The organism is Bacillus sp. CECT 9360 (assembly GCF_918741275.1).
Classification (GTDB): domain Bacteria; phylum Bacillota; class Bacilli; order Bacillales; family DSM-1321; genus Peribacillus.
Genome location: NZ_CAKKNA010000004.1, coordinates 144,238 through 163,025 on the forward strand (window position 1 = coordinate 144,238; position 18,788 = coordinate 163,025).

The 18,788-nt window shown below is 43.2% G+C and carries 22 protein-coding genes; 14 read left to right on the top strand and 8 right to left on the bottom strand.

From position 1 onward, the window contains the following. The first annotated feature begins 6 nt into the window (after window positions 1-6). The 4 genes from LQ216_RS06160 to LQ216_RS06175 all read left to right on the top strand — a co-directional run bounded on the left by LQ216_RS06160 (window position 7) and on the right by LQ216_RS06175 (window position 4,420). Window positions 7-1,110, top strand: coding sequence for a PRK06851 family protein (locus LQ216_RS06160; RefSeq protein ID WP_230127816.1), 1,104 nt, complete (start codon window positions 7-9; stop codon window positions 1,108-1,110). A 227-nt stretch (window positions 1,111-1,337) separates the two neighbouring features. Next, window positions 1,338-2,237, top strand: a complete 900-nt coding sequence (locus LQ216_RS06165; protein WP_230127820.1) for an aldo/keto reductase — start codon at window positions 1,338-1,340, stop codon at window positions 2,235-2,237. A gap of 153 nt (window positions 2,238-2,390) precedes the next feature. Next, complete coding sequence (locus tag LQ216_RS06170) at window positions 2,391-3,266, top strand: Cof-type HAD-IIB family hydrolase (protein WP_354958549.1); 876 nt, start codon at window positions 2,391-2,393, stop codon at window positions 3,264-3,266. Window positions 3,267-3,340: 74 nt separating this feature from the next. Then, window positions 3,341-4,420, top strand: coding sequence for a PQQ-dependent sugar dehydrogenase (locus tag LQ216_RS06175; protein ID WP_230128291.1), 1,080 nt, complete (start codon window positions 3,341-3,343; stop codon window positions 4,418-4,420). Window positions 4,421-4,588: 168 nt separating this feature from the next. On the opposite strand, the gene bshB2 is transcribed toward LQ216_RS06175, so the two are convergent. The 3 genes from bshB2 to pdxK all read right to left on the bottom strand — a co-directional run bounded on the left by bshB2 (window position 4,589) and on the right by pdxK (window position 6,855). Continuing rightward, window positions 4,589-5,260: a bacillithiol biosynthesis deacetylase BshB2 gene (gene bshB2, locus LQ216_RS06180; protein ID WP_230127824.1), complete on the bottom strand. Its 672-nt coding sequence runs from the start codon at window positions 5,258-5,260 to the stop codon at window positions 4,589-4,591. Window positions 5,261-5,279: 19 nt separating this feature from the next. After that, the gene (locus LQ216_RS06185; RefSeq protein WP_230127826.1) at window positions 5,280-5,627 is read right to left on the bottom strand and encodes a YojF family protein; all 348 of its coding nucleotides are present in this window, start codon (window positions 5,625-5,627) and stop codon (window positions 5,280-5,282) included. Between the two features lie 397 nt (window positions 5,628-6,024). Then, window positions 6,025-6,855 (bottom strand): pyridoxine/pyridoxal/pyridoxamine kinase, encoded by an 831-nt coding sequence (pdxK, locus tag LQ216_RS06190; protein WP_230127829.1) that lies wholly within the window; start codon window positions 6,853-6,855, stop codon window positions 6,025-6,027. Window positions 6,856-7,078: 223 nt separating this feature from the next. On the opposite strand from pdxK, the gene LQ216_RS06195 reads away from it, so the two are divergent. From LQ216_RS06195 to LQ216_RS06210, 4 genes are all read left to right on the top strand, one after another. Further along, entirely contained in the window at window positions 7,079-7,699 is a 621-nt protein-coding gene (locus LQ216_RS06195) for a molybdenum cofactor guanylyltransferase (RefSeq protein ID WP_230127831.1), read from the top strand. A 157-nt stretch (window positions 7,700-7,856) separates the two neighbouring features. Further along, entirely contained in the window at window positions 7,857-8,321 is a 465-nt protein-coding gene (locus LQ216_RS06200) for a molybdenum cofactor biosynthesis protein MoaE (protein ID WP_230127833.1), read from the top strand. Further along, complete coding sequence (gene moaD, locus LQ216_RS06205) at window positions 8,314-8,547, top strand: molybdopterin converting factor subunit 1 (RefSeq protein WP_230127835.1); 234 nt, start codon at window positions 8,314-8,316, stop codon at window positions 8,545-8,547. Before LQ216_RS06200 ends, moaD begins: the two co-directional genes overlap by 8 nt. Window positions 8,548-8,567: 20 nt before the next feature. Continuing rightward, the gene (locus LQ216_RS06210) at window positions 8,568-9,587 is read left to right on the top strand and encodes a MoeB/ThiF family adenylyltransferase (protein WP_230127838.1); all 1,020 of its coding nucleotides are present in this window, start codon (window positions 8,568-8,570) and stop codon (window positions 9,585-9,587) included. Window positions 9,588-9,641: 54 nt separating this feature from the next. Here LQ216_RS06210 and LQ216_RS06215 read toward each other — a convergent pair whose 3' ends face one another. Both LQ216_RS06215 and LQ216_RS06220 read right to left on the bottom strand, forming a co-directional pair. Continuing rightward, entirely contained in the window at window positions 9,642-9,971 is a 330-nt protein-coding gene (locus LQ216_RS06215; protein ID WP_230127841.1) for a general stress protein, read from the bottom strand. A 146-nt stretch (window positions 9,972-10,117) separates the two neighbouring features. Next, window positions 10,118-11,563 carry a phospholipase D family protein gene (locus LQ216_RS06220; protein WP_230127843.1) on the bottom strand — a complete coding sequence of 482 codons (1,446 nt, stop codon included), beginning with the start codon at window positions 11,561-11,563 and terminating at the stop codon, window positions 10,118-10,120. A gap of 180 nt (window positions 11,564-11,743) precedes the next feature. Between LQ216_RS06220 and LQ216_RS06225 the strand changes: the two genes are divergently transcribed. From LQ216_RS06225 to LQ216_RS06240, 4 genes are all read left to right on the top strand, one after another. Next, the gene (locus tag LQ216_RS06225; RefSeq protein WP_230127846.1) at window positions 11,744-12,424 is read left to right on the top strand and encodes a uracil-DNA glycosylase; all 681 of its coding nucleotides are present in this window, start codon (window positions 11,744-11,746) and stop codon (window positions 12,422-12,424) included. A 313-nt stretch (window positions 12,425-12,737) separates the two neighbouring features. Then, entirely contained in the window at window positions 12,738-12,935 is a 198-nt protein-coding gene (locus LQ216_RS06230) for a hypothetical protein (protein WP_230127849.1), read from the top strand. A gap of 214 nt (window positions 12,936-13,149) precedes the next feature. After that, window positions 13,150-13,440 carry a YwdI family protein gene (locus LQ216_RS06235; RefSeq protein WP_230127852.1) on the top strand — a complete coding sequence of 97 codons (291 nt, stop codon included), beginning with the start codon at window positions 13,150-13,152 and terminating at the stop codon, window positions 13,438-13,440. Between the two features lie 27 nt (window positions 13,441-13,467). Then, window positions 13,468-13,836 (top strand): DUF423 domain-containing protein, encoded by a 369-nt coding sequence (locus LQ216_RS06240; RefSeq protein WP_230127855.1) that lies wholly within the window; start codon window positions 13,468-13,470, stop codon window positions 13,834-13,836. Between the two features lie 72 nt (window positions 13,837-13,908). Here LQ216_RS06240 and gerQ read toward each other — a convergent pair whose 3' ends face one another. Continuing rightward, window positions 13,909-14,445, bottom strand: a complete 537-nt coding sequence (gene gerQ, locus LQ216_RS06245) for a spore coat protein GerQ (protein WP_230127858.1) — start codon at window positions 14,443-14,445, stop codon at window positions 13,909-13,911. Between the two features lie 141 nt (window positions 14,446-14,586). Further along, window positions 14,587-15,330 carry a hydrogen peroxide-dependent heme synthase gene (gene hemQ, locus LQ216_RS06250; RefSeq protein WP_230127861.1) on the bottom strand — a complete coding sequence of 248 codons (744 nt, stop codon included), beginning with the start codon at window positions 15,328-15,330 and terminating at the stop codon, window positions 14,587-14,589. Window positions 15,331-15,714: 384 nt separating this feature from the next. On the opposite strand from hemQ, the gene pta reads away from it, so the two are divergent. Then, a complete protein-coding gene (pta, locus tag LQ216_RS06255; RefSeq protein WP_230127864.1) occupies window positions 15,715-16,692 on the top strand; it encodes a phosphate acetyltransferase in 978 nt (325 codons plus the stop codon). A gap of 189 nt (window positions 16,693-16,881) precedes the next feature. After that, window positions 16,882-17,742 (top strand): lipoate--protein ligase family protein, encoded by an 861-nt coding sequence (locus LQ216_RS06260; RefSeq protein WP_230127867.1) that lies wholly within the window; start codon window positions 16,882-16,884, stop codon window positions 17,740-17,742. A gap of 248 nt (window positions 17,743-17,990) precedes the next feature. Here LQ216_RS06260 and LQ216_RS06265 read toward each other — a convergent pair whose 3' ends face one another. Beyond that, complete coding sequence (locus LQ216_RS06265) at window positions 17,991-18,755, bottom strand: RsfA family transcriptional regulator (protein WP_230127871.1); 765 nt, start codon at window positions 18,753-18,755, stop codon at window positions 17,991-17,993. Window positions 18,756-18,788 lie beyond the last annotated feature (33 nt).

Consider the following 18,788-nt stretch of genomic DNA (forward strand, 5'->3'; position numbering starts at 1 on the left):
GGTAACTTGACGGGAAAAATTAAAAACTATTATGCCGGAGGAAACACAGCACGCGGTTTTTACAGTTTGTATGAATCCAATCTTCAAGGACTTGATAAATTATTTATCCTAAAGGGCGGGCCAGGCACAGGGAAGTCCACCCTTATGAAAAAGGTAGGCCAGGCATGGGCAGGTAAAGGATTTGATATTGAATATTTGCACTGCTCCTCTGATAACCAATCGATTGATGGAGTCATTATCCCGAAATTTAAGGTTGGTATTGTGGATGGAACGGCTCCCCATGTAATTGAACCGAAGGCTCCGGGAGCCATTGAAGAGTATGTTAATTTAGGGGAGGCATGGGATTCAGACAAACTAGCTGCTGAAAAAGAGGCAATTATCCGGCTTTCCGCGGAGATTAGCCATTCTTTTGAAACAGCGTATTCAAAATTTGCGGAAGCGCTTCGGGTTCACGATGAGTGGGAAAAAATATATATAGAACATATGGATTTCAACAAAGTGAACCAGTTGACTGAAAAATTGAAAGAAACGTTTTTCGGTGAAATGTTCATTAACAAGCTAGCTTTCGTCCGCCACCGTTTCCTCGGGGCAGCGACCCCCAAGGGAGCCGTTGATTTTGTTCCGAACCTTACCGAGGATTTAGCTAAACGCTATTTTATTAAAGGAAGGCCTGGCTCTGGCAAGTCGACTATGCTGAAGAAATTGGCGACTGCTGCCGAACAAAGAGGCTTTGATGTGGAAATCTATCACTGCGGCTTTGATCCAAACAGCCTGGACATGGTGATTGTCAGGGAAATCGGTCTTGCGATTTTTGACAGCACGGCCCCTCATGAATATTTCCCAAGCCGGGAAGGCGATGAAATCATCGATATGTATAAGGCGGCGATTACACCGGGAACAGACGATAACTATGCCCAGGAGATAAATGAAATCTCCGGGAGGTATAAATCAAAAATGAACGAAGCCATTTCGTATCTCGCACAAGCAAAAACCTTGCACGATGAGTTGGAAGCGATCTATGTAGCGGCAATGGACTTTGTAAAAATAGAAAAAATACAAGAGGAAATAAAGGCGGCTATTGAACAAATAGCAGGTGTTTCCTCTTTATAAAGGTAAAAGCCGGCACGGATATTAAATCTACCGGCTTTTCTTTTTTCTGATAAAGCATGCCTTACAAGGATGTAATCGTTTATGACTTTCATCATGGCTATGATAAGATAAAGACTGACGAGCTTTTTAAGGCTGAGATTCATATTTGCCTATTGCAGGCGGGAAGATATATCACTGCCGTCTGCAAAAAAAGACGAATTGATAACGAGAAAAGGAAGGGTGCTTACATGGAGAGGATTCAGCTTCAAGATGATTTGCAATTTTCCCGAATTATTCATGGACACTGGAGATTGGCGGATTGGGATTATACGGATCAGGAAACGCTGCATTTGCTTGAGCAGTGCCTGGAATTGGGAATCACGACGATCGATACGGCCAATATATATGGAAAATATACGTGTGAAGAGTTTTTTGGAAACGCCCTCTCTTTAAAGCCGGAGCTTCGGAGTAGGCTGGAGATTGTCACAAAATGCGGTATCAAGCTCGCGAATGATAAAAATGGCTTCCGTTTAAATCATTATGATTCAAGCAAGGAGCATATTATCGAATCGGCAGAGCGTTCATTAAAAATGCTTAAAACGGATTACATAGACGTACTACTCATTCATCGCCCGGATGTTTTGACCAATCCGGAAGAGGTCGCTGACGCATTCTCAAGCTTGAAAAAAGCCGGTAAGGTCAAGCACTTCGGTGTTTCCAACTTTCTGCCGTCTCAAGTGAATATGCTTAATGCTTATTTAGATGTACCGCTGGTGACCAATCAAGTCGAACTATCTGTCTTGTACCGCGATCATTTTGAAAATGGCGTAGTTGACCAGTGTATCGAGAAGAAAATGCCGCCGATGGCCTGGTCGCCCTTAAATCGAGGGATTATTTTTACAAGTGAGGAAGATAAGCCGTCACGGGTACGGACCACATTGCAAAAAATAGCGGAAGAACTGGGAGCATCCAATATTGATGAAGTGATTTACGCATGGCTCATGCATCATCCGGCAAAAATCATGCCGATCGTCGGCTCGGGAAAGGTCGAACGGATCCAGAGTGCTGTAAATGCTTTGTCACTAAAAATGAATCGCGAGCAATGGTATGAAATCTGGGTAAGCTCCCGAGGGAAAAATGTGGATTGAGATATCGATTGACAGCCTGGGCTATTCAGGCTGTTTTTTGTTAAGTATTTGGCAAACCCTGAATTTATTCGGATAATAAAACGAGTATTAAATGCTATATAGTAAAAAATATAAAATATGAGCGTGTAATTTTTAAAGCAAAATGAAACAGAGGTGTTATGGTTGGTTAAATTCATTGCCAGTGATATGGATGGAACATTATTAAATAAAGAACAAAAGGTAAGCATGGAAAATAAGGAGGCAATCGAACGCGCCCAAAAAGAAGGGGTGGAAGTAATCATCGCGACCGGAAGATCTTATCAGGAGGCGCGCTATGCCCTGGATGAGGCCAATATAGAGTGTCCGGTCATTTGTGTGAATGGCGCGGTGGTTTATACAAAAGATGGAGCAATCGCTGCTTCGAATCCAATGAATCCAGATACAGTTAAATCTGTCATACGATATTTAGAGGGAATCGGAATCTACTTTGAAGTTTATACAAGCGATGGGACTTATACGAAAAACTATGAAAAGTCCATGGCTACATTGGTTGATATTTTACTCACGGCGAATCCTGATTTAGATCCAATCAAGGTGACCGAGCAGGCAAGGCAGCGTGTTACTGTCAGCCAGATAAAATCGATAGAAGACTACGAAAACCTTTTTAGTATTCATGAACTCGAATATTATAAGTTTTTAATTTTCTCTAATGATTTTCAAAAACTCGGCGAGGCTGCAAGTGGCTTAAAGGAGAATACAACACTCGCTGTCAGTTCTTCCGGGCGGGAAAACCTTGAGGTTACGAACAAGGACGCACAGAAAGGAATCGCATTAGAAAAGTATGTAAAAGATAGAGGCGGTTCATTAAGCGATACCATGGCGATTGGTGATAATTTCAATGATGTCTCGATGCTCGAACGTGTCGGCCGATCCTTTGCGATGGGCAATGCACCTTCTGAGATTAAAAATTTATGTAACTTTATCACTGATACCAATGATGAAAATGGCGTGGCTAAGGCAATAAATAAGGTTTTGAACGAAGGACTATAGGTTACGTAGGCGGCCGATCATTTACAGCTTTGACCGACATCATATACCGCTTCTAACATTGAAAAGGAGGGAGTATTGTGGTTAAAAAGTTTATGATTCTCTTTAGTATGGTAATCCTAATCAGCGGCTGTTCCAAAAACCATCAAAACAACACAGACAACAGTAAGCCTCAACCCGAAGAATCAGCCAACCAGGGAGATGCTGAGGTTTTATTGACCAAGCTGGAAGCTCCCTGGTCCATTCAGAAAATCAATGACACCTTCTATTTGGCTGAAAGAAGCGGCGCCATTGTGAAATGGGAAAACGAGAAGATGACTCGTGAGAAAGTTGAATTGGATCATTCCCTTTCCGATAATCCGGAAGCAGGCCTGCTTGGTTTTGTGCTTAGTCCGGATTTTCAAGAGTCCAAAGAAGCCTTCGCTTATTATACGTACGAGCAAAATGGAAATGCGATGAATAGGATTGCAGTTCTTCAATACGCTAATCAGCAATGGAAGGAAATGGACGTGATCCTCGATGGAATCCCAAGTGGAAATTACCATCATGGAGGCAGGCTGAAGCTTGGACCGGATCAGAAACTATACGCTACTACAGGGGATGCCAGCAAGGAAGAAATTGCACAGGACAGCAACTCATTAGGCGGGAAAATTCTACGCCTGAACCTTGATGGCAGTATCCCGGAGGATAATCCACTTCCTGATTCCCCTGTTTATACACTTGGGCACCGCAATCCCCAAGGCCTCACCTGGGATGAGAACGGTCAATTATACAGCAGCGAGCATGGCCCTTCAGGCTATGATGAAATCAATAAAATTACGCCAGGAAAAAACTATGGATGGCCTTTGATTACAGGGGATGAAAAGAAAGACGGAATGGAAAGCCCGCTATTCCATGTGGGGACTGACACATGGGCACCTTCAGGAATTGCTTATCATGAAGGGAGCCTTTATCTAGGTGCGTTAAGAGGGGAAGCCGTTAAAACTTTTGACCTCGAGAATAAAGAAGATGGCAATGTTTTTACGGGTGCGGGAAGGGTCCGCGATATCCTGATTGACGAAGAGTACTTATATTTTATAAGCAACAACACGGACGGAAGAGGAAACCCAGATCAAGAGGATGATAAATTATATCGGCTCCGGCTTTCATCTTTATAAAAAAAATTTTTTTAAACCGGGTATAAAGAAAATGGACGGGGGACATACTATAACCATGATGAATTTTCCATAGTAATCCCCCTTTTTATCCGCTTGCTAACGCAGGCGGATTTTTTTTGCAAAAAAAGAAGGAATGGGCAAAGGCCAATCCCGTTCCATCCAAAAGAATCATTCTGAAAACTTATAGGTCCAAAAACGTTCCTGCCGAATCCAGGCCAACATTACCGGGTCCTGGTTTTCCGTTTTTTCGGCCCAGGAGGCTATCATCGATTCGGTTTGTGACCGGTGGGCTTTAATGGCAGCGATTTTTTTATCTTCTACAGCGGTAACATCATTAATAATGTCAGGCTCACCTAGCTCTGTGAGGCTATTATTAGCAAAAGCAACACAATGCAATTTAGGGCGCGCATCCGGCTCAATTCGCTTTACAGCGCGGACTACTGCCCTTGCCGTAGCTTCGTGGTCAGGATGGACACTGTATCCCGGATAGAAGGTGATGACAAGGGAAGGATTTAATTCCTCGATAAAGGCCGACATTTTTTCGGTCAGCTCTTCATCATCCTCAAATTCCACCGTTTTATCGCGTAAACCAAGCATCCGCAAATCCTGGATGCCCAAAGTATTGGCAGCATCCACCAGTTCTTTCCTGCGAATCTTCGGAAGCGACTCTCTTGTCGCGAAAGGCGGATTACCCAGATTACGTCCCATTTCACCAAGTGTCAAACAGACATAGGTGACGGGTGTTCCACTTTCAATATTCAAAGCGATCGTACCAGAAACTCCAAAAGCCTCATCATCCGGATGAGGGAAGATTACTAATACATGACGTTCTTTTTCCATAACGGTACTGCTCCTTTCTTTATTCAAAAGGACTCGGGCTGATTTGCATGGCAACGGCTAGCTTTCCTGTGAAATCCAATCCTGCCAGCAAAAGCCTTCCCTGGTCATCTATTTCATAATGCGTCAGGCCTTCCGCGTAAACCCAGCCAATTTCAAGCTTCAAGCCGACTCGATAAGGGCCGTCCCCGATAATCTTGCCATGCTCATAATTGATAAAGGCATTACGGATATACGCGCCTGCGGAAAAGAATGATTCATCATTATGGGTGGCGTAAGCACCATTGGTCGTTTCCAGATGCAAATAAACATTACTTCCTGCAAACGAATTGATGGCATGCTGCACTTCAGCACGTTCAATAGGTTTCATTTGCTTTTCCTCCTCTACTGCGGACAATAGAACAATCTAGATCATATCTATCTTACTAAAAAGCATCCTAAAAAGCGAAAAGTTAGGTTCTGCCATCTATTTAATACCTAGAAAAAAGAGGCTTCCCTAAAAAGAAAAGTGTAGTCCTGTACGTTATAAAGATGCCCAATCTACAGGAAAACTTTTTACTTTTTGGCTCTGTTAAATTCCATTGTTGATTTTCAAATGGTCATGGAATCTACTCGCTTTCCGCGGACGAACTGTCAAGCCTCCTCACTCGTACCTCGCTGCGGGGTCTTGCCAGCCCGTTTTTCCGCAGGAGTCTCGCAGATTCCCTTCCCAAAAACAACATTATCGTTTAACAGAGCCTACTTTTTAAATGAATCCTCAGTTCTGTTTATTTTGAAACTTGCTTTCTGTCTGCCCCGAATTTACGGTAAGCACTGTGCATAGTAGGGCCGACATATTCGTTTAATTTCCACGAATGGCGGATCGCTTCCGTAATAAATTCTTTTGCTGTATAAATCGCATCAATGACAGACCTTCCATTAGCCAGTTCAGCCGTAATCGCAGCTGAATACGTGCAGCCTGCGCCGTGCGTATAACTTGTTTCAATCCGTTCGGATTCTAAGATTTCGAAAGTTTCCCCATCATATAACAGGTCAATTGCCTGTTCATGCTCAAGCTTGCTTCCGCCTTTGATCAGCACATACTTAGCACCTAATTGTTTAATCTTCACAGCCGCAGCTTTCATATCGTCCACTGTACGGATCGGACCAATTCCCGACAGCTGCCAGGCTTCAAAAAGATTTGGCGTTACCACCGTAGCACGAGGAACGAGAACGTCGCGAAGTCGGGTGGCTGTTTCCGGGTGGAGTACCTCGTCTTCTCCTTTACAAACCATGACTGGATCGATCACAATATTCTTCAAACCAAGCTCATCGATTTTACGGCCGGCCAGTTCAATGATCTCTACAGAACCTAGCATTCCAGTCTTCATTGCATCGATTCCGACTGAAAGAATCGTTTCTAGTTGAGCTTCCACTGTCGCGGTAGCTTGCGGAAATACGTGGTGAGACCAGCCGTTTTTAGGATCCATGGTTACAATCGTTGTCAGTGCTGACATTCCGTATACGCCCAATTCCTGGAAGGTTTTCAGATCAGCCTGTATTCCTGCTCCTCCGCTCGAATCAGAGCCGGCCAGGGTCAATGCTTTTTTCATTGCCATAGTGAGATCTCCTAACGGTACTAATATATGTTATTTTTAATGAACCTTTGAAATATCTCCGTCAAGCATATACCATTATATTTAGAATGTAAATTTACAAATGCCTAAGGGAACGGGGTTTAAAGCTAATCCTTCAATACACTTTAGCTGATGTTTCTCCTGAGTCATTATGGGATTTCATTCGCAATGGATAAATAAACGAGGGAAGGGAGCCCACTCGTAAATGAATACAACAGGATTGCTGCTAGCAGGCGGGAAATCAAGCAGAATGGGGACAAATAAAGCCATGCTTCCGATATCGGAAGAAGTGAGTATCCAGCAAATCGCTTCCGAATTAAGAAAAGCGGTCGGTGAAGTATATTTGATTACCAATTCACCGGCTGATTATACATTTCTGGACTTTCCGATGCTCGAGGATGAATATGAAGGATTGGGTCCGCTTGCAGGGCTGCATGCAGGTATGCAAGCATCGAAAACGGACACGGTGTTCATTTCGGCTTGTGATATGCCATTTATAAGGGCTTCTCTCATTGAAGAAATGCTGGATAACTTAAAAAATTACGAGGCACTTGTCCCGGAGATCAATGGCAGGCTTCACCCTTTATTTGCCGTGTATCGAAAATCTTCAATTCCGCTGATTGTCTCATGTCTTGAAGAACGAAAACTCAGGATGCTGGATTTTCTTGAAAAGATCAATGTGAAAATAATGAAAGAAACTGATTTCGAGCTATACGCGACACACAAAAAGCTCTTTCCTTATCTGTTTTATAACATGAATACGCCGCTTGAATATGAACACGCAAAAAGCATGGAAGATGAAATGGCCCTTTATTTCCCCAAATAATTTTTCCAAGCCATAGGATGTTAATTATCCCCCTTAACTGTGTTAGGATTATGAATATAATCAAGGAAGTTAATTGTGAGGCTTTAATCCAGTTAAAAGGGCAGATTATCCGACAGCCCGCTGATCTCATGATAATTTCATTAAAAAGGATGAGACAATGAACTTTCAAATTTCGAAAAACCCCATCCAGGTTCAGGATGTAATCGATAAGGTTGTTGCAAGGGAAGCCGGTGCAGTTACCACATTTATTGGGACCGTCAGAGAGCTGACAAAAGGTAAAAAGACTCTTTTTCTCATATATGAAGCCTATGAATCAATGGCCGTAAAAAAGCTGGAACAGATCGGCAAGGAAATTAATGAACGCTGGCCTGATGCGCATGTTGCGATCACCCACCGTGTCGGCAAGCTTGACATTACGGATGTAGCCGTGGTGATCGCGGTAAGTACTCCGCATCGCAATGATGCCTATGAAGCTAATCGATATGCGATAGAAAGAATCAAAGAAATAGTCCCGATCTGGAAAAAAGAACATTGGGAAGACGGAGAAAAGTGGATCGGGGATCAGTTGGAAACCGTTCGTTATCCGTCTGGGAAGCCTGAAAAGGAGGATTTACATGATTAAAGTACTCTTTTTTGCACATTTAAAGGATGCTGTCGGCAATGAGGAAGTTTCCGTAGAAGGAACGGAATGGACCGTTGCCGAGTTAAAGAATAAAATGGCCACTGATTACGGGTTGGAAGAATTGAATACAGTCATGACGGCTGTTAATGAAGAATTTGCCGATGACGAAACGGTTCTTTCAGATGGGGATACCGTTGCTTTTATTCCCCCGGTCAGCGGCGGGTGACAGGTGGGGGAGAGTCAATCATGGATGGACGCTATTCACGGCAAACATTGTTTTCTCCAATTGGGGAAAAAGGACAAGCAAAAATACGCAGCAAACATGTACTGCTCGTGGGTGCGGGCGCATTAGGATCCGCGAACGCCGAATTTTTGACGAGGGCTGGCATCGGCAAGCTGACGATTGTTGATCGAGATTATGTTGAAGCAAGCAACTTGCAGAGACAGCAATTATATACAGAAAAAGATGTACGGGAGAAGCTTCCGAAAGCAGAGGCAGCTAAGATGCATTGCCATGATATCAACGGAGAAGTTGAAATTGAGGCCGTAATTATCGATGGAACCGCTTTGACGCTCGAGCCGTTGCTTTCAGGTGTATCTTTGATCATTGATGCGACCGATAACTTTGAGACTAGGATGGTGATCAATGATTTATCCCAAAAGCATAAAATTCCGTGGATTTATGGTGCGTGTGTCGGCAGTGTTGGAATGAGCTTTACAATTATTCCTGGAGTGACGCCCTGTTTGAATTGTCTGCTCCGTTCGATTCCGATCCAGGGGATGACATGCGATACAGGCGGTATTATTTCACCTGCGGTACAAATGGTTGTCGCTCATCAAAATGCCGAAGCTTTGAAGATTCTGGTCGAGGATTATGAGGCGGTCCGCCCGGGTTTTTCAACGTTTGATCTTTGGCGAAACCAATACCAAACAATGAAAGTCGGCAAAGCAAAGAAAAGTGATTGTCTATCATGCGGGGAAGCGCCGACTTATCCATTTTTAACGCTGGAGAATGCCACAAAGACAACGGTTCTTTGCGGCAGGGACACTGTTCAAGTACGGCCACCGAACCCGCGGAAGTTGCAGCTGGACAAGCTGGGGAGCGATCTTTTGGCAAGCGGATATACCGTGAAATCTAATCCATTCCTGTTGTCGCTTGAGACAGATGATGAACGGATGGTCATTTTTCATGATGGACGCGCCCTCATTCACGGTACAAAGGACATGGCGCATGCCAAGGCGTTATATCAAAGGATTTTGGGATAATGAAAAAAAGAGGCAGGCTCCACTTGGGGCCCGCCTCTTTCCATGAATAAGCGATTAATTTACTTCTTTGCTGGCGACAAGAACAACTTTGCCTTTATCGAGATCTACTTCATATTGTTCCGCTTCCGTCTTACTCAAGCCAAGAGAACTCATTTTGGAACGAAGCTCATCGCCTCGGGACTTAAACATGTTTCCAACTGAATCAAGCAATCCTTGTTCTTTCATGCCGATTCCTTCCGTATCTGTATTTTCTGTCAAATGTTCAGAACGGTTTTTATCATGTGCAAATAAATAAAGATTTTCTTTTGAGTAACCTGATGTTAACAAATGATCAATTTTTTCCTTCGCTTGGACTCCGTTTTCTATCACGTGTACTTGATACATAAAAATTCCTCCTTAAGGGTTACTAGATTTGTTATTCGTTTGATTTATTGAGATGCTGTACAGCCATATTATATATTTAGCCTAAAACGGTCCCCGTAAAACATCTTTTTTTGGATTTATTCCAAACCATGACTCTAGATGGCGGTTTAAAAGGTTGTGAACCGAAATGCCTTTTGAATTCGATAAAGCACATATTTAATGACAGGCAGCTTATCTTGATAATCCTCATAATCGGCTGTATATGTGCCATCTTCGTTCGACCAGATGCGATTGAAGTATGCTTCAACATCTTTGGTGATTTGTTCGGACCCTGATGCTTGGATTTTAACATTAGCTTCAAGGTTATAATCATCCAGGTTACGTTCTGTATAGTTGGCTGAACCGCCAATGATTACATGATCTTCCGGCTTTTGGATGTACAATAGCTTTGAATGGTACTGCTCCTTCTCCGTCTTATACCAGCGGATTTCAATGTTGTCCTCCCCTAATTCTTGAAACTCGGCTGCGACAGGCAGATTGGGAAGCCCGATTTTTTCGGAACCGAAGGCATTTTGGTTCGGATCCAGCACCATTTTGATTTTGACCCCACGCTTAGCGGCATCGGTTAGCGCCTCAACGACTTTGCGGTCGGCAATATAATACATCCCGAGCCAGATTCGGTCCCCTTTCCTAGTGTCATGAATGCTTGCTAGCACATGTTGATAAATCTTGCCTTCCGTTAGAAATTGTACTTTTATCGGTCCTTCTCGTTCAGGCTTTTTTTCATATACGGGAAATTTATCGGGTCCTTTGGAAAACCGTCCGACGGCTTCCTCAGCCTTGATAAAATCCCCGATAATGTTCCCATCCATTCGAAAAGCGATATTGGAGTGAAAGCCGCTTGCGTCATGCGGGTTGGCAGATGAAATAATCGCTGTTTTCTCGGTGGCCAGGAGCTTTCTATGATTTGCCTTGATGTTCAACAGGCGCAAATACGAACGGAAGGTAACTTTTGGGGCATTGCTTGCCATCGGATTGCGAATCCATCCATAACCGCTTTCGCCGAACCATTGAAAAAAGGTCCGATAGACTCCGGAATAGAGCGGATTGGAATCGCGCAGGCGATCAAGGTTAGTGATTACTACTTCGACTCCATGGTCCTTCAATGTCTCAATTTCCTTTAATTTATATGCTTGATAGGATGTATTCACTTCATCTGTAATGAAGATTACTCTCAGATTGGGCTTTGCTTTACTTTGTTCGACTATTTTTTTGGTCAATGTTTCGCTGATATTTGGGAACTTTACTTTTTCATCATAATAGCCGTTAAAAAGGAACATATCGATGACAATATACGATTCTGCTTCTTCAATAGCATGATAAATCTCTTCGAAAATTCTTCGTTCATGCTGAATTTCCCCATTTCGATCCTTATATGAAAGATCATATAGGAAGTCGACATCATCCACCTGGTGGATCTCCCCTTCATAGGAAACACCATCAGGAAGCGGTTTATACTGGTTATATGAAATGATAATCGTAACGATTATGATAATGATGGCTGGTATATAAAAGCGTTTTTTCGCATACCATGATTTTTTCTCTTTTTTCATGCCTGTTCCCCCAAATAAGAATTTGTCATCTCTTATATATATCCAAAAGGAGGGTGTCAAGAAACCTAGCAAGCAAGCATTGTTTTTCTTAGGTCCCAAAATAGAATCCAATTTCATGCCCGGAATTCGATACCAGCCTGCGGTTATCGTATAATATGGTATAGAGGGGAGTGCTTTTATATGGCAAATGAAGTATTGCATAACGATTGGCAACACGTACTGTCGGTTGAATTTACGAAGGATTATTATAAGCGGCTTCGGGAATTTCTGAAGCAGGAATATAGCAATCATACAATCTACCCGGCTGCCGGTGACATCTTGAATGCACTGCATTTAACCCCATATGAAAAAGTGAAAGTCGTCATTTTGGGACAGGACCCTTACCATGGACCGAACCAGGCTCACGGACTTAGTTTTTCCGTAAAGCCCGGCGTGCGCTTGCCGCCTTCCTTAAAAAATATATTTAAAGAACTACACGATGACATTGACTGCACCATTCCGAATAACGGATATTTAGTGGAATGGGCTGAGCAGGGCGTACTGCTTTTGAACACTGTCTTGACAGTGCGTGAGGGTGAAGCCAACTCACATCGCGGCAAAGGGTGGGAAAATTTTACGAATAAAGTGATCACCAGTTTAAGTGATAGAGATAAACCTATGGTCTTCGTCCTTTGGGGAAAGCCTGCGCAAGGCAAGATTCCGTTAATAGATGCGAGTAAACATCATATCATCACGTCCGCGCATCCCAGTCCGCTGTCCGCAAGAAGGGGATTCTTCGGAAGCCGTCCCTTTTCTCAGGTAAACGACCGCTTAAGTGCATGGGGAGAAGAAGAAATCCATTGGCAGATTTCCAACCGGTGAGTGAAAGTTGAAGCAATAGCGAGGTTATAAAGCGATGGTTGAAAAAATAAACTGTATGTCATGCAAGCATTATTATATAACCTGGGACCCTCAGTTTCCGAAAGGATGTAAGGCCTTTCAGTTTAAAACATCCATGATTCCTTCCCAGGAAGTATTTCGTTCATCAGGACAGCCATGCATGAAATATGAGAAAAAGCCTGTTACAAAAAAGATTTAGCTCTTTCGAATAACTTTCGCAACCAAAGTCCCCGTTGCCGGCAACAAAATCGAAATATCGGCAACAAACAAAGGAACTGGCAACAAAACTAAAATTTTGGCAACGAAAGTCCTCGTTCCGGCAACAAAACCAGTTAACCCGGCAACAAAATCGAAATATCGGCAACAAAAAAAGGGACTGGCAACAAAATTAAAATTTTGGCAACGAAAGTCCTCGTCTCGGCAACAAAACCAGTTAAACCGGCAACAAAATCGAAATATCGGCAACAAAAAAAGGGACTGGCAACAAAATTAAAATTCCGGCAACCAAAATCCCCGTTGCGGCAATAAAACCAGTTAACCCGGCAACAAAATCGAAATATGAGAAAAAATATGTTACAAAAAAGCTTTAGCTCTTCCGAGTAGCTTTCGAAACAACCGGGGTCGGAAGAACAGGCATCTTTGTTTATAAGTAAGTTTTTTGATATGCTATTAAACAGTTTAACTGAAACTTTTATGAGGTGGGGTACATGGATATTTCTTCAGATAAAGTGCTGGATAAAATAGAAGAGCTTGTAACGAAAGCCAAACATACAGAGTCCCGGGAAAAACTGGGTGGATACGCTACTGCGATTCAAGCATTGTGTGATTTATTGCTTGAAGAGAGAATCGGAATAGAAAATGATCCTACCGCGGGTTACACTTCCGACCGTCAGCTACCTGTTGTGAGCCAGGCCGCACAACCCATATCGGTGTCTATGCCGACATCAAAGCCGGTAAAGATGGATGATGCAAATGGGGATTCTTTGTTTGATTTTTAATATTGTAAATTGAGAGGAGTTTTTATATTGAAGCTGTTTATTATTTTAGGGGCAATCAATGCCTTTATTGCTGTTGCTCTTGGTGCATTCGGGGCTCATGGTTTAGAAGGAAGAATTCCTGATAAATACTTAGAAACATGGAAAACGGCGGTTACATATCAAATGTTCCATGCAACCGGATTGATGATCGTCGCTCTTATCTCAGGTAAAATTGGCGGACCGCTTATGACCTGGTCAGGCTGGTTAATGTTTATTGGCATCATTTTGTTCTCAGGCAGCCTTTTTGTATTGAGTGTTACGCAAATTAAAATATTGGGTGCAATCACTCCTTTAGGCGGAGTTTCCTTCCTGGCTGCATGGGTGCTGTTCATTGTGGCTGTATACAAGAACTTATGACAAATTGAGGATGGCTTTTTGGGAATGTTCAAGATTCCTTAAAAGCCATCCTCTTTTAATTATGTTCTTTCCTTACCTTGGGGGATAAACGGAAAGGTTCGTGGTTCCGCCGTAGGGATAATCATATTCGATTTCTTCTTCGAATGTAACATAATCGACAGCGACCATCAGAATCAGGTAGCGGGCTCCGGTTTGCGGGTCACTCAGAATGACATGATCACGGCCGGCCGCTTCGATTATCCCTTTGAAAACCTTAGCATTCCATTCTTTATTGCCTTCAAATGTAGCGTAAACGGTTGCTAATTTACCTCTATTCAGACGAAGGATATTTTCAATGTACGAAGCTTCAGCAGGCAGCATACCCTGCATTTGTGACCCTGGCGGAGCAGGCTGGGCACCAGGCGCGGCTTGCATATTTCCCTGTGGTGGTGGGGGGGAGCCCATGCCTCCCTGTGCCATCTGATTCTGGGAGTAGCCTCCCGGCGGATATTGCGTGTACTGCGGCTCCTGGCGCTGGGCGGGATTTACATTTGCATAAGGATAGTAGGGAACTCCTCCCGGATACCCGTAGTTTCCCTGTGAACTCTTGTTGTTGTTTTGCTGACTCATCAATTTCCCTCCAAATCGTTAAATTATTTAAGGCAGGACACGAATGATTAGAAGAAATCCTCACTATTTCATATGTATGGGTGGAGGTTATCTTTTATGACTGCAAAATAAAAAAGCCCCCAAAGGAGGGGGCTTTCGTAATTATACGTGCAAAAAGGATTGAATCTTTTCTTCGGGAAGAATATTGCCAACGTAGAAGGCACCAAATTCGCCGTAGCGGGCGCTTACTTCGTCAAAACGCATTTCATAAACGAGTTTCTTGAATTGAAGGACATCATCGGCGAATAAGGTAACACCCCATTCATAGTCGTCAAAGCCGACAGAGCCGGTAATGATTTGTTTTACTTTCCCTGCATATTGGCGGCCGATCATCCCGTGTGAGCGCATCATGCTGCGACGATCTTCCATTGGGAGCATGTACCAGTTTTCTTCACCCTGGCGGCGCTTGTCCATTGGATAGAAGCAGACATGCTTTGATTTCGGAAGAATCGGATACAAGCGAGCCTGGAATTGAGGGTTTTGGTAAGGATCCTCGTCCTCCGGCAGGTAATTCCCCAATTCTACAACAGAAACATACGAATAGGCGGGAATGGTATACTCGGCAAGCTTGGACTTATTGAATTCCATTTCAATTTCGTTTAATTCCTCCATTGTAGGGCGAACAAACATTAACATAAAATCGGCTTTTTGGCCAACGATAGAATAAAGGGCATGACTGCCTTCTTTTTTGCTTTGGGTTTTATTCCATTTTTCCAATAAACTATTGAATTCTGAAATAGCCGCCTGGCGTTCGTCGCTCGTAAGCATTTTCCATGAAGTCCAGTCAATCAGCCGGAAGTCGTGCAGGCTATACCAGCCATCAAGTGTTTGTGCAGGTTCACTCATTACGATCACTCCTATATCTCTTTAATTACATCCATACTATACCATAGTATAAATTAAAGATAATTTCTCAAGTTCTTATTCGCTATTTGTTCGGAAAATGTTCATATTTTTAAAAATGTCCGAACTGGTAAAATATAAACATAAGGATGATTGAAATGGAATAATAAGCAATGGGTTTAACAAAAGAAAAAAAGGAAATCATTCTAAAAGAAACCTTATTAAAATGTTGTTATTTTCGGAATTTAATAATATTTTTATGAAAACGCCAACACCGTTCCCGATGATGGAATTCTTGATGATGAACGGGTATCCTTAATAAGGAAAAGGGCATTTTAACAGAATCATGGATTAAATTATATGGTTGAAAATGAAGGAGGAGATAATATGAGTGATTTATTTGAATCATTAAAAGCGAAGATTTCGGGAAACAACCTGAGAATTGTGTTTCCTGAAGGGCAGGATGAGCGTATCCTTACGGCAGCTGGGAGGCTTGCAAAGGAGAAACTTGTTACACCTGTCCTAATCGGGAATATCAAACAAGTTCAGGAGAAAGCAAAATCTTTAGGCGTCTCCGTTGAAGGTGCTGAAATCTATGACCCTCATAATTACATGATGATGGACGAGCTGGTCGCGTCATTTGTGGAACGGCGCAAAGGGAAAGCAACTGAAGAGGAGGCTCGAAAAATCCTCCTGGATGAGAATTATTTTGGCACGATGCTTATTTTTACAAATAAGGCAGACGGTCTCGTAAGCGGAGCGGCGCATTCTACCGCTGATACTGTGCGACCGGCTCTTCAAATCATTAAAACGAAGGAGGGCGTCCGCAAAACGTCGGGTGTCTTCATTATGGTACGTGAGGATGAGAAATATGTCTTTGCCGATTGTGCGATTAATATCGCTCCGGACAGCACGGATTTAGCTGAGATTGCCATTGAAAGTGCACGCACAGCCCAAATGTTTGATATTGAACCGAGAGTGGCCATGCTAAGCTTCTCGACAAAAGGATCAGCTAAATCACCAGAAACGGACAGAGTCGCCGAAGCCGTTCAGGAAGCAAAGAAAATGAATCCAATGCTCATATTGGACGGGGAGTTCCAATTTGACGCGGCCTTCGTTCCATCTGTGGCCCAGAAAAAAGCTCCTGACTCACCGCTCCAGGGAGATGCGAACATATTCATTTTTCCTAGTCTGGAAGCTGGTAATATTGGCTATAAAATTGCGCAGCGATTAGGGAACTTCGAAGCCGTCGGGCCAATTCTTCAAGGCTTAAATCGTCCGGTAAACGACCTGTCCCGGGGATGCAACGAAGAAGATGTGTATAAGCTGGGAATAATTACAGCCGCTCAGGCCCTTCATAAATAACACGGTTCAGGCTGCCCTACTTCCAAGCAAGGCAGCCTTTTGTTCATTAATTTTATGTTATAATGAGAAGAGGATTTTTAAAGAAAACTCGTCGATTGGCGAGCCGTAAGGCGGAGATTAGACGTAGTTGCACTTATGCAGAAAAGAAGTTTAAAACTTTCCTTTCTGCGAAAAAAAGGAAGAAAACGTATGAATGATAAAGAGTCGTTATTAATACAGCCAGAGTGGCGAATTATCGATCAATCTTCATTGGGACCGCAGTTTCATGCATTGCAGTCTTTTGCAATGGATGATACGCTATGCGCCTCAGTAGGAAAGGGCGATTCCCCTGCAGTGGCCCGGGCTTGGGTTCATCATCGGACAATTGTACTCGGAATCCAAGATAGTAAACTACCGTTTCTTCAAAATGGCATCTCCTACCTCAAAGAACAGGGGTACCAAGTGATTGTGAGAAATTCCGGTGGTCTGGCAGTTGTATTGGATGAAGGGGTATTAAACCTTTCTTTGATTTTTCCGGAAACAGAACGGAAGATTGACATCAATCGCGGGTATGATGCGATGTGGATGCTCATTGAAACGATGTTTGCGGATTTTGGAATGTTGATTGAAGCCAAAGAAATTGCAGGTTCTTATTGTCCAGGAAGCTATGATCTCAGCATTGACGGAAAAAAATTCGCCGGAATTTCACAGCGAAGGATTCGCGGCGGGGTAGCTGTCCAGATTTATTTGTGCGTCAGCGAAAGTGGATCCGAGAGGGCGGAGCTGTTAAAGGAATTTTATCGACAAGGAAAGGGTCAGGCTGAAACTAAGTTCGCCTATCCTGATATCCAGCCGGAAGTGATGGCTTCCTTATCCGAACTGTTAAACGTACCGCTTACGATTCAGGATGTGATGCTCATGTTTCTACAAACCTTAAAAATTAGGAGCGGAACAATCCACGCAAGCGGGCTGACCCCGCAAGAACTGCCAGTATATGAAATGTATTTGGCCAGAGTGGCCGAGCGCAATGAAAAGGCTTTTACACTTGAAAAGCCAAAAAAATCTGTTTAGTCCCTCCATGGGCCTTTAACAGATTTTTTTCATGGACAGAGATTCCTCTCATTCTTTCACATGTGAAAAAGTTCTATGTGAATGGGGCTGTCGCCAATCGATCTCCTTAACAGAATTATTTAGATTTTGGTTTTTAAAGTTAAAGACCGTGTAAATTTATTAACTTTGAAAGATGTCTAGCCACGACGCACAGGTTGTGGCGGTCTTAGTCGTTCTTCCTTACTAACAGAGCGCTTCCGCTTTTCTATTTATTCCGCCAACTTTTCTAAATTACCATTCCGGTCCATTTTGAATTTAGTTGCCGGACGCTCGTCTTCCTCTAACAGAACGAGCTTCCTCGCTCTATTCATGATGTTCATTAATGTCTCATAGTCTTCTTGAATCATGCCTGTATTCTGTTCCAGATTCTCAGCCTTTTTCTCAAGCTGCTGGTTTCTTTTTCTCAATTCTGCCATTTCGAGTTTTAATCTTTCGTTCTCTGATTTTAGCACTTCGGCCTGCAGTATCATGTTATTCATAGATTGCAAATACGTAATAACAACGTCGAGTGTGAGAGTATTGCTGTCACTTCCTTCGTTGCGCACCGCATTTGCAGGGGCGACCGTCTCCGGAATGGCATAAGCAATTGTTTCAGTTTCAGGTTCTAATTCTAATTCAAGTTCTAATTCAGGTTCGTTTAATTCGTGCTGATGGTGATGGGGTCCCCTCACCCTAATATCCTCAATAGTCGGAGCTGGAGGAGTGTAGAGCAGCTTTTTCTTGCCTCCCTGATCCTTGCCCAGGATTCGTTGTCGTTGCTTTCTCTGTTTTTTCGCCAATTGGAGCGCTTTGTCGTAATTATGGCGCACAACTGCATTCCAGCGGAATCCACAGGCGGCGGAAGTGCGGTTCAACTTATCTCCAACCTCTTCAAATGCGTTTAATTGGGTGCTACCTTCACGGACATGCCGCAGAACAGTCTCTGCTAATAACAAATCATCTTCCTCTGTCCAAGCGTCTTGACGGACTTTCATACTACCTACTCCCTTTCTTTTTATCAAATATTC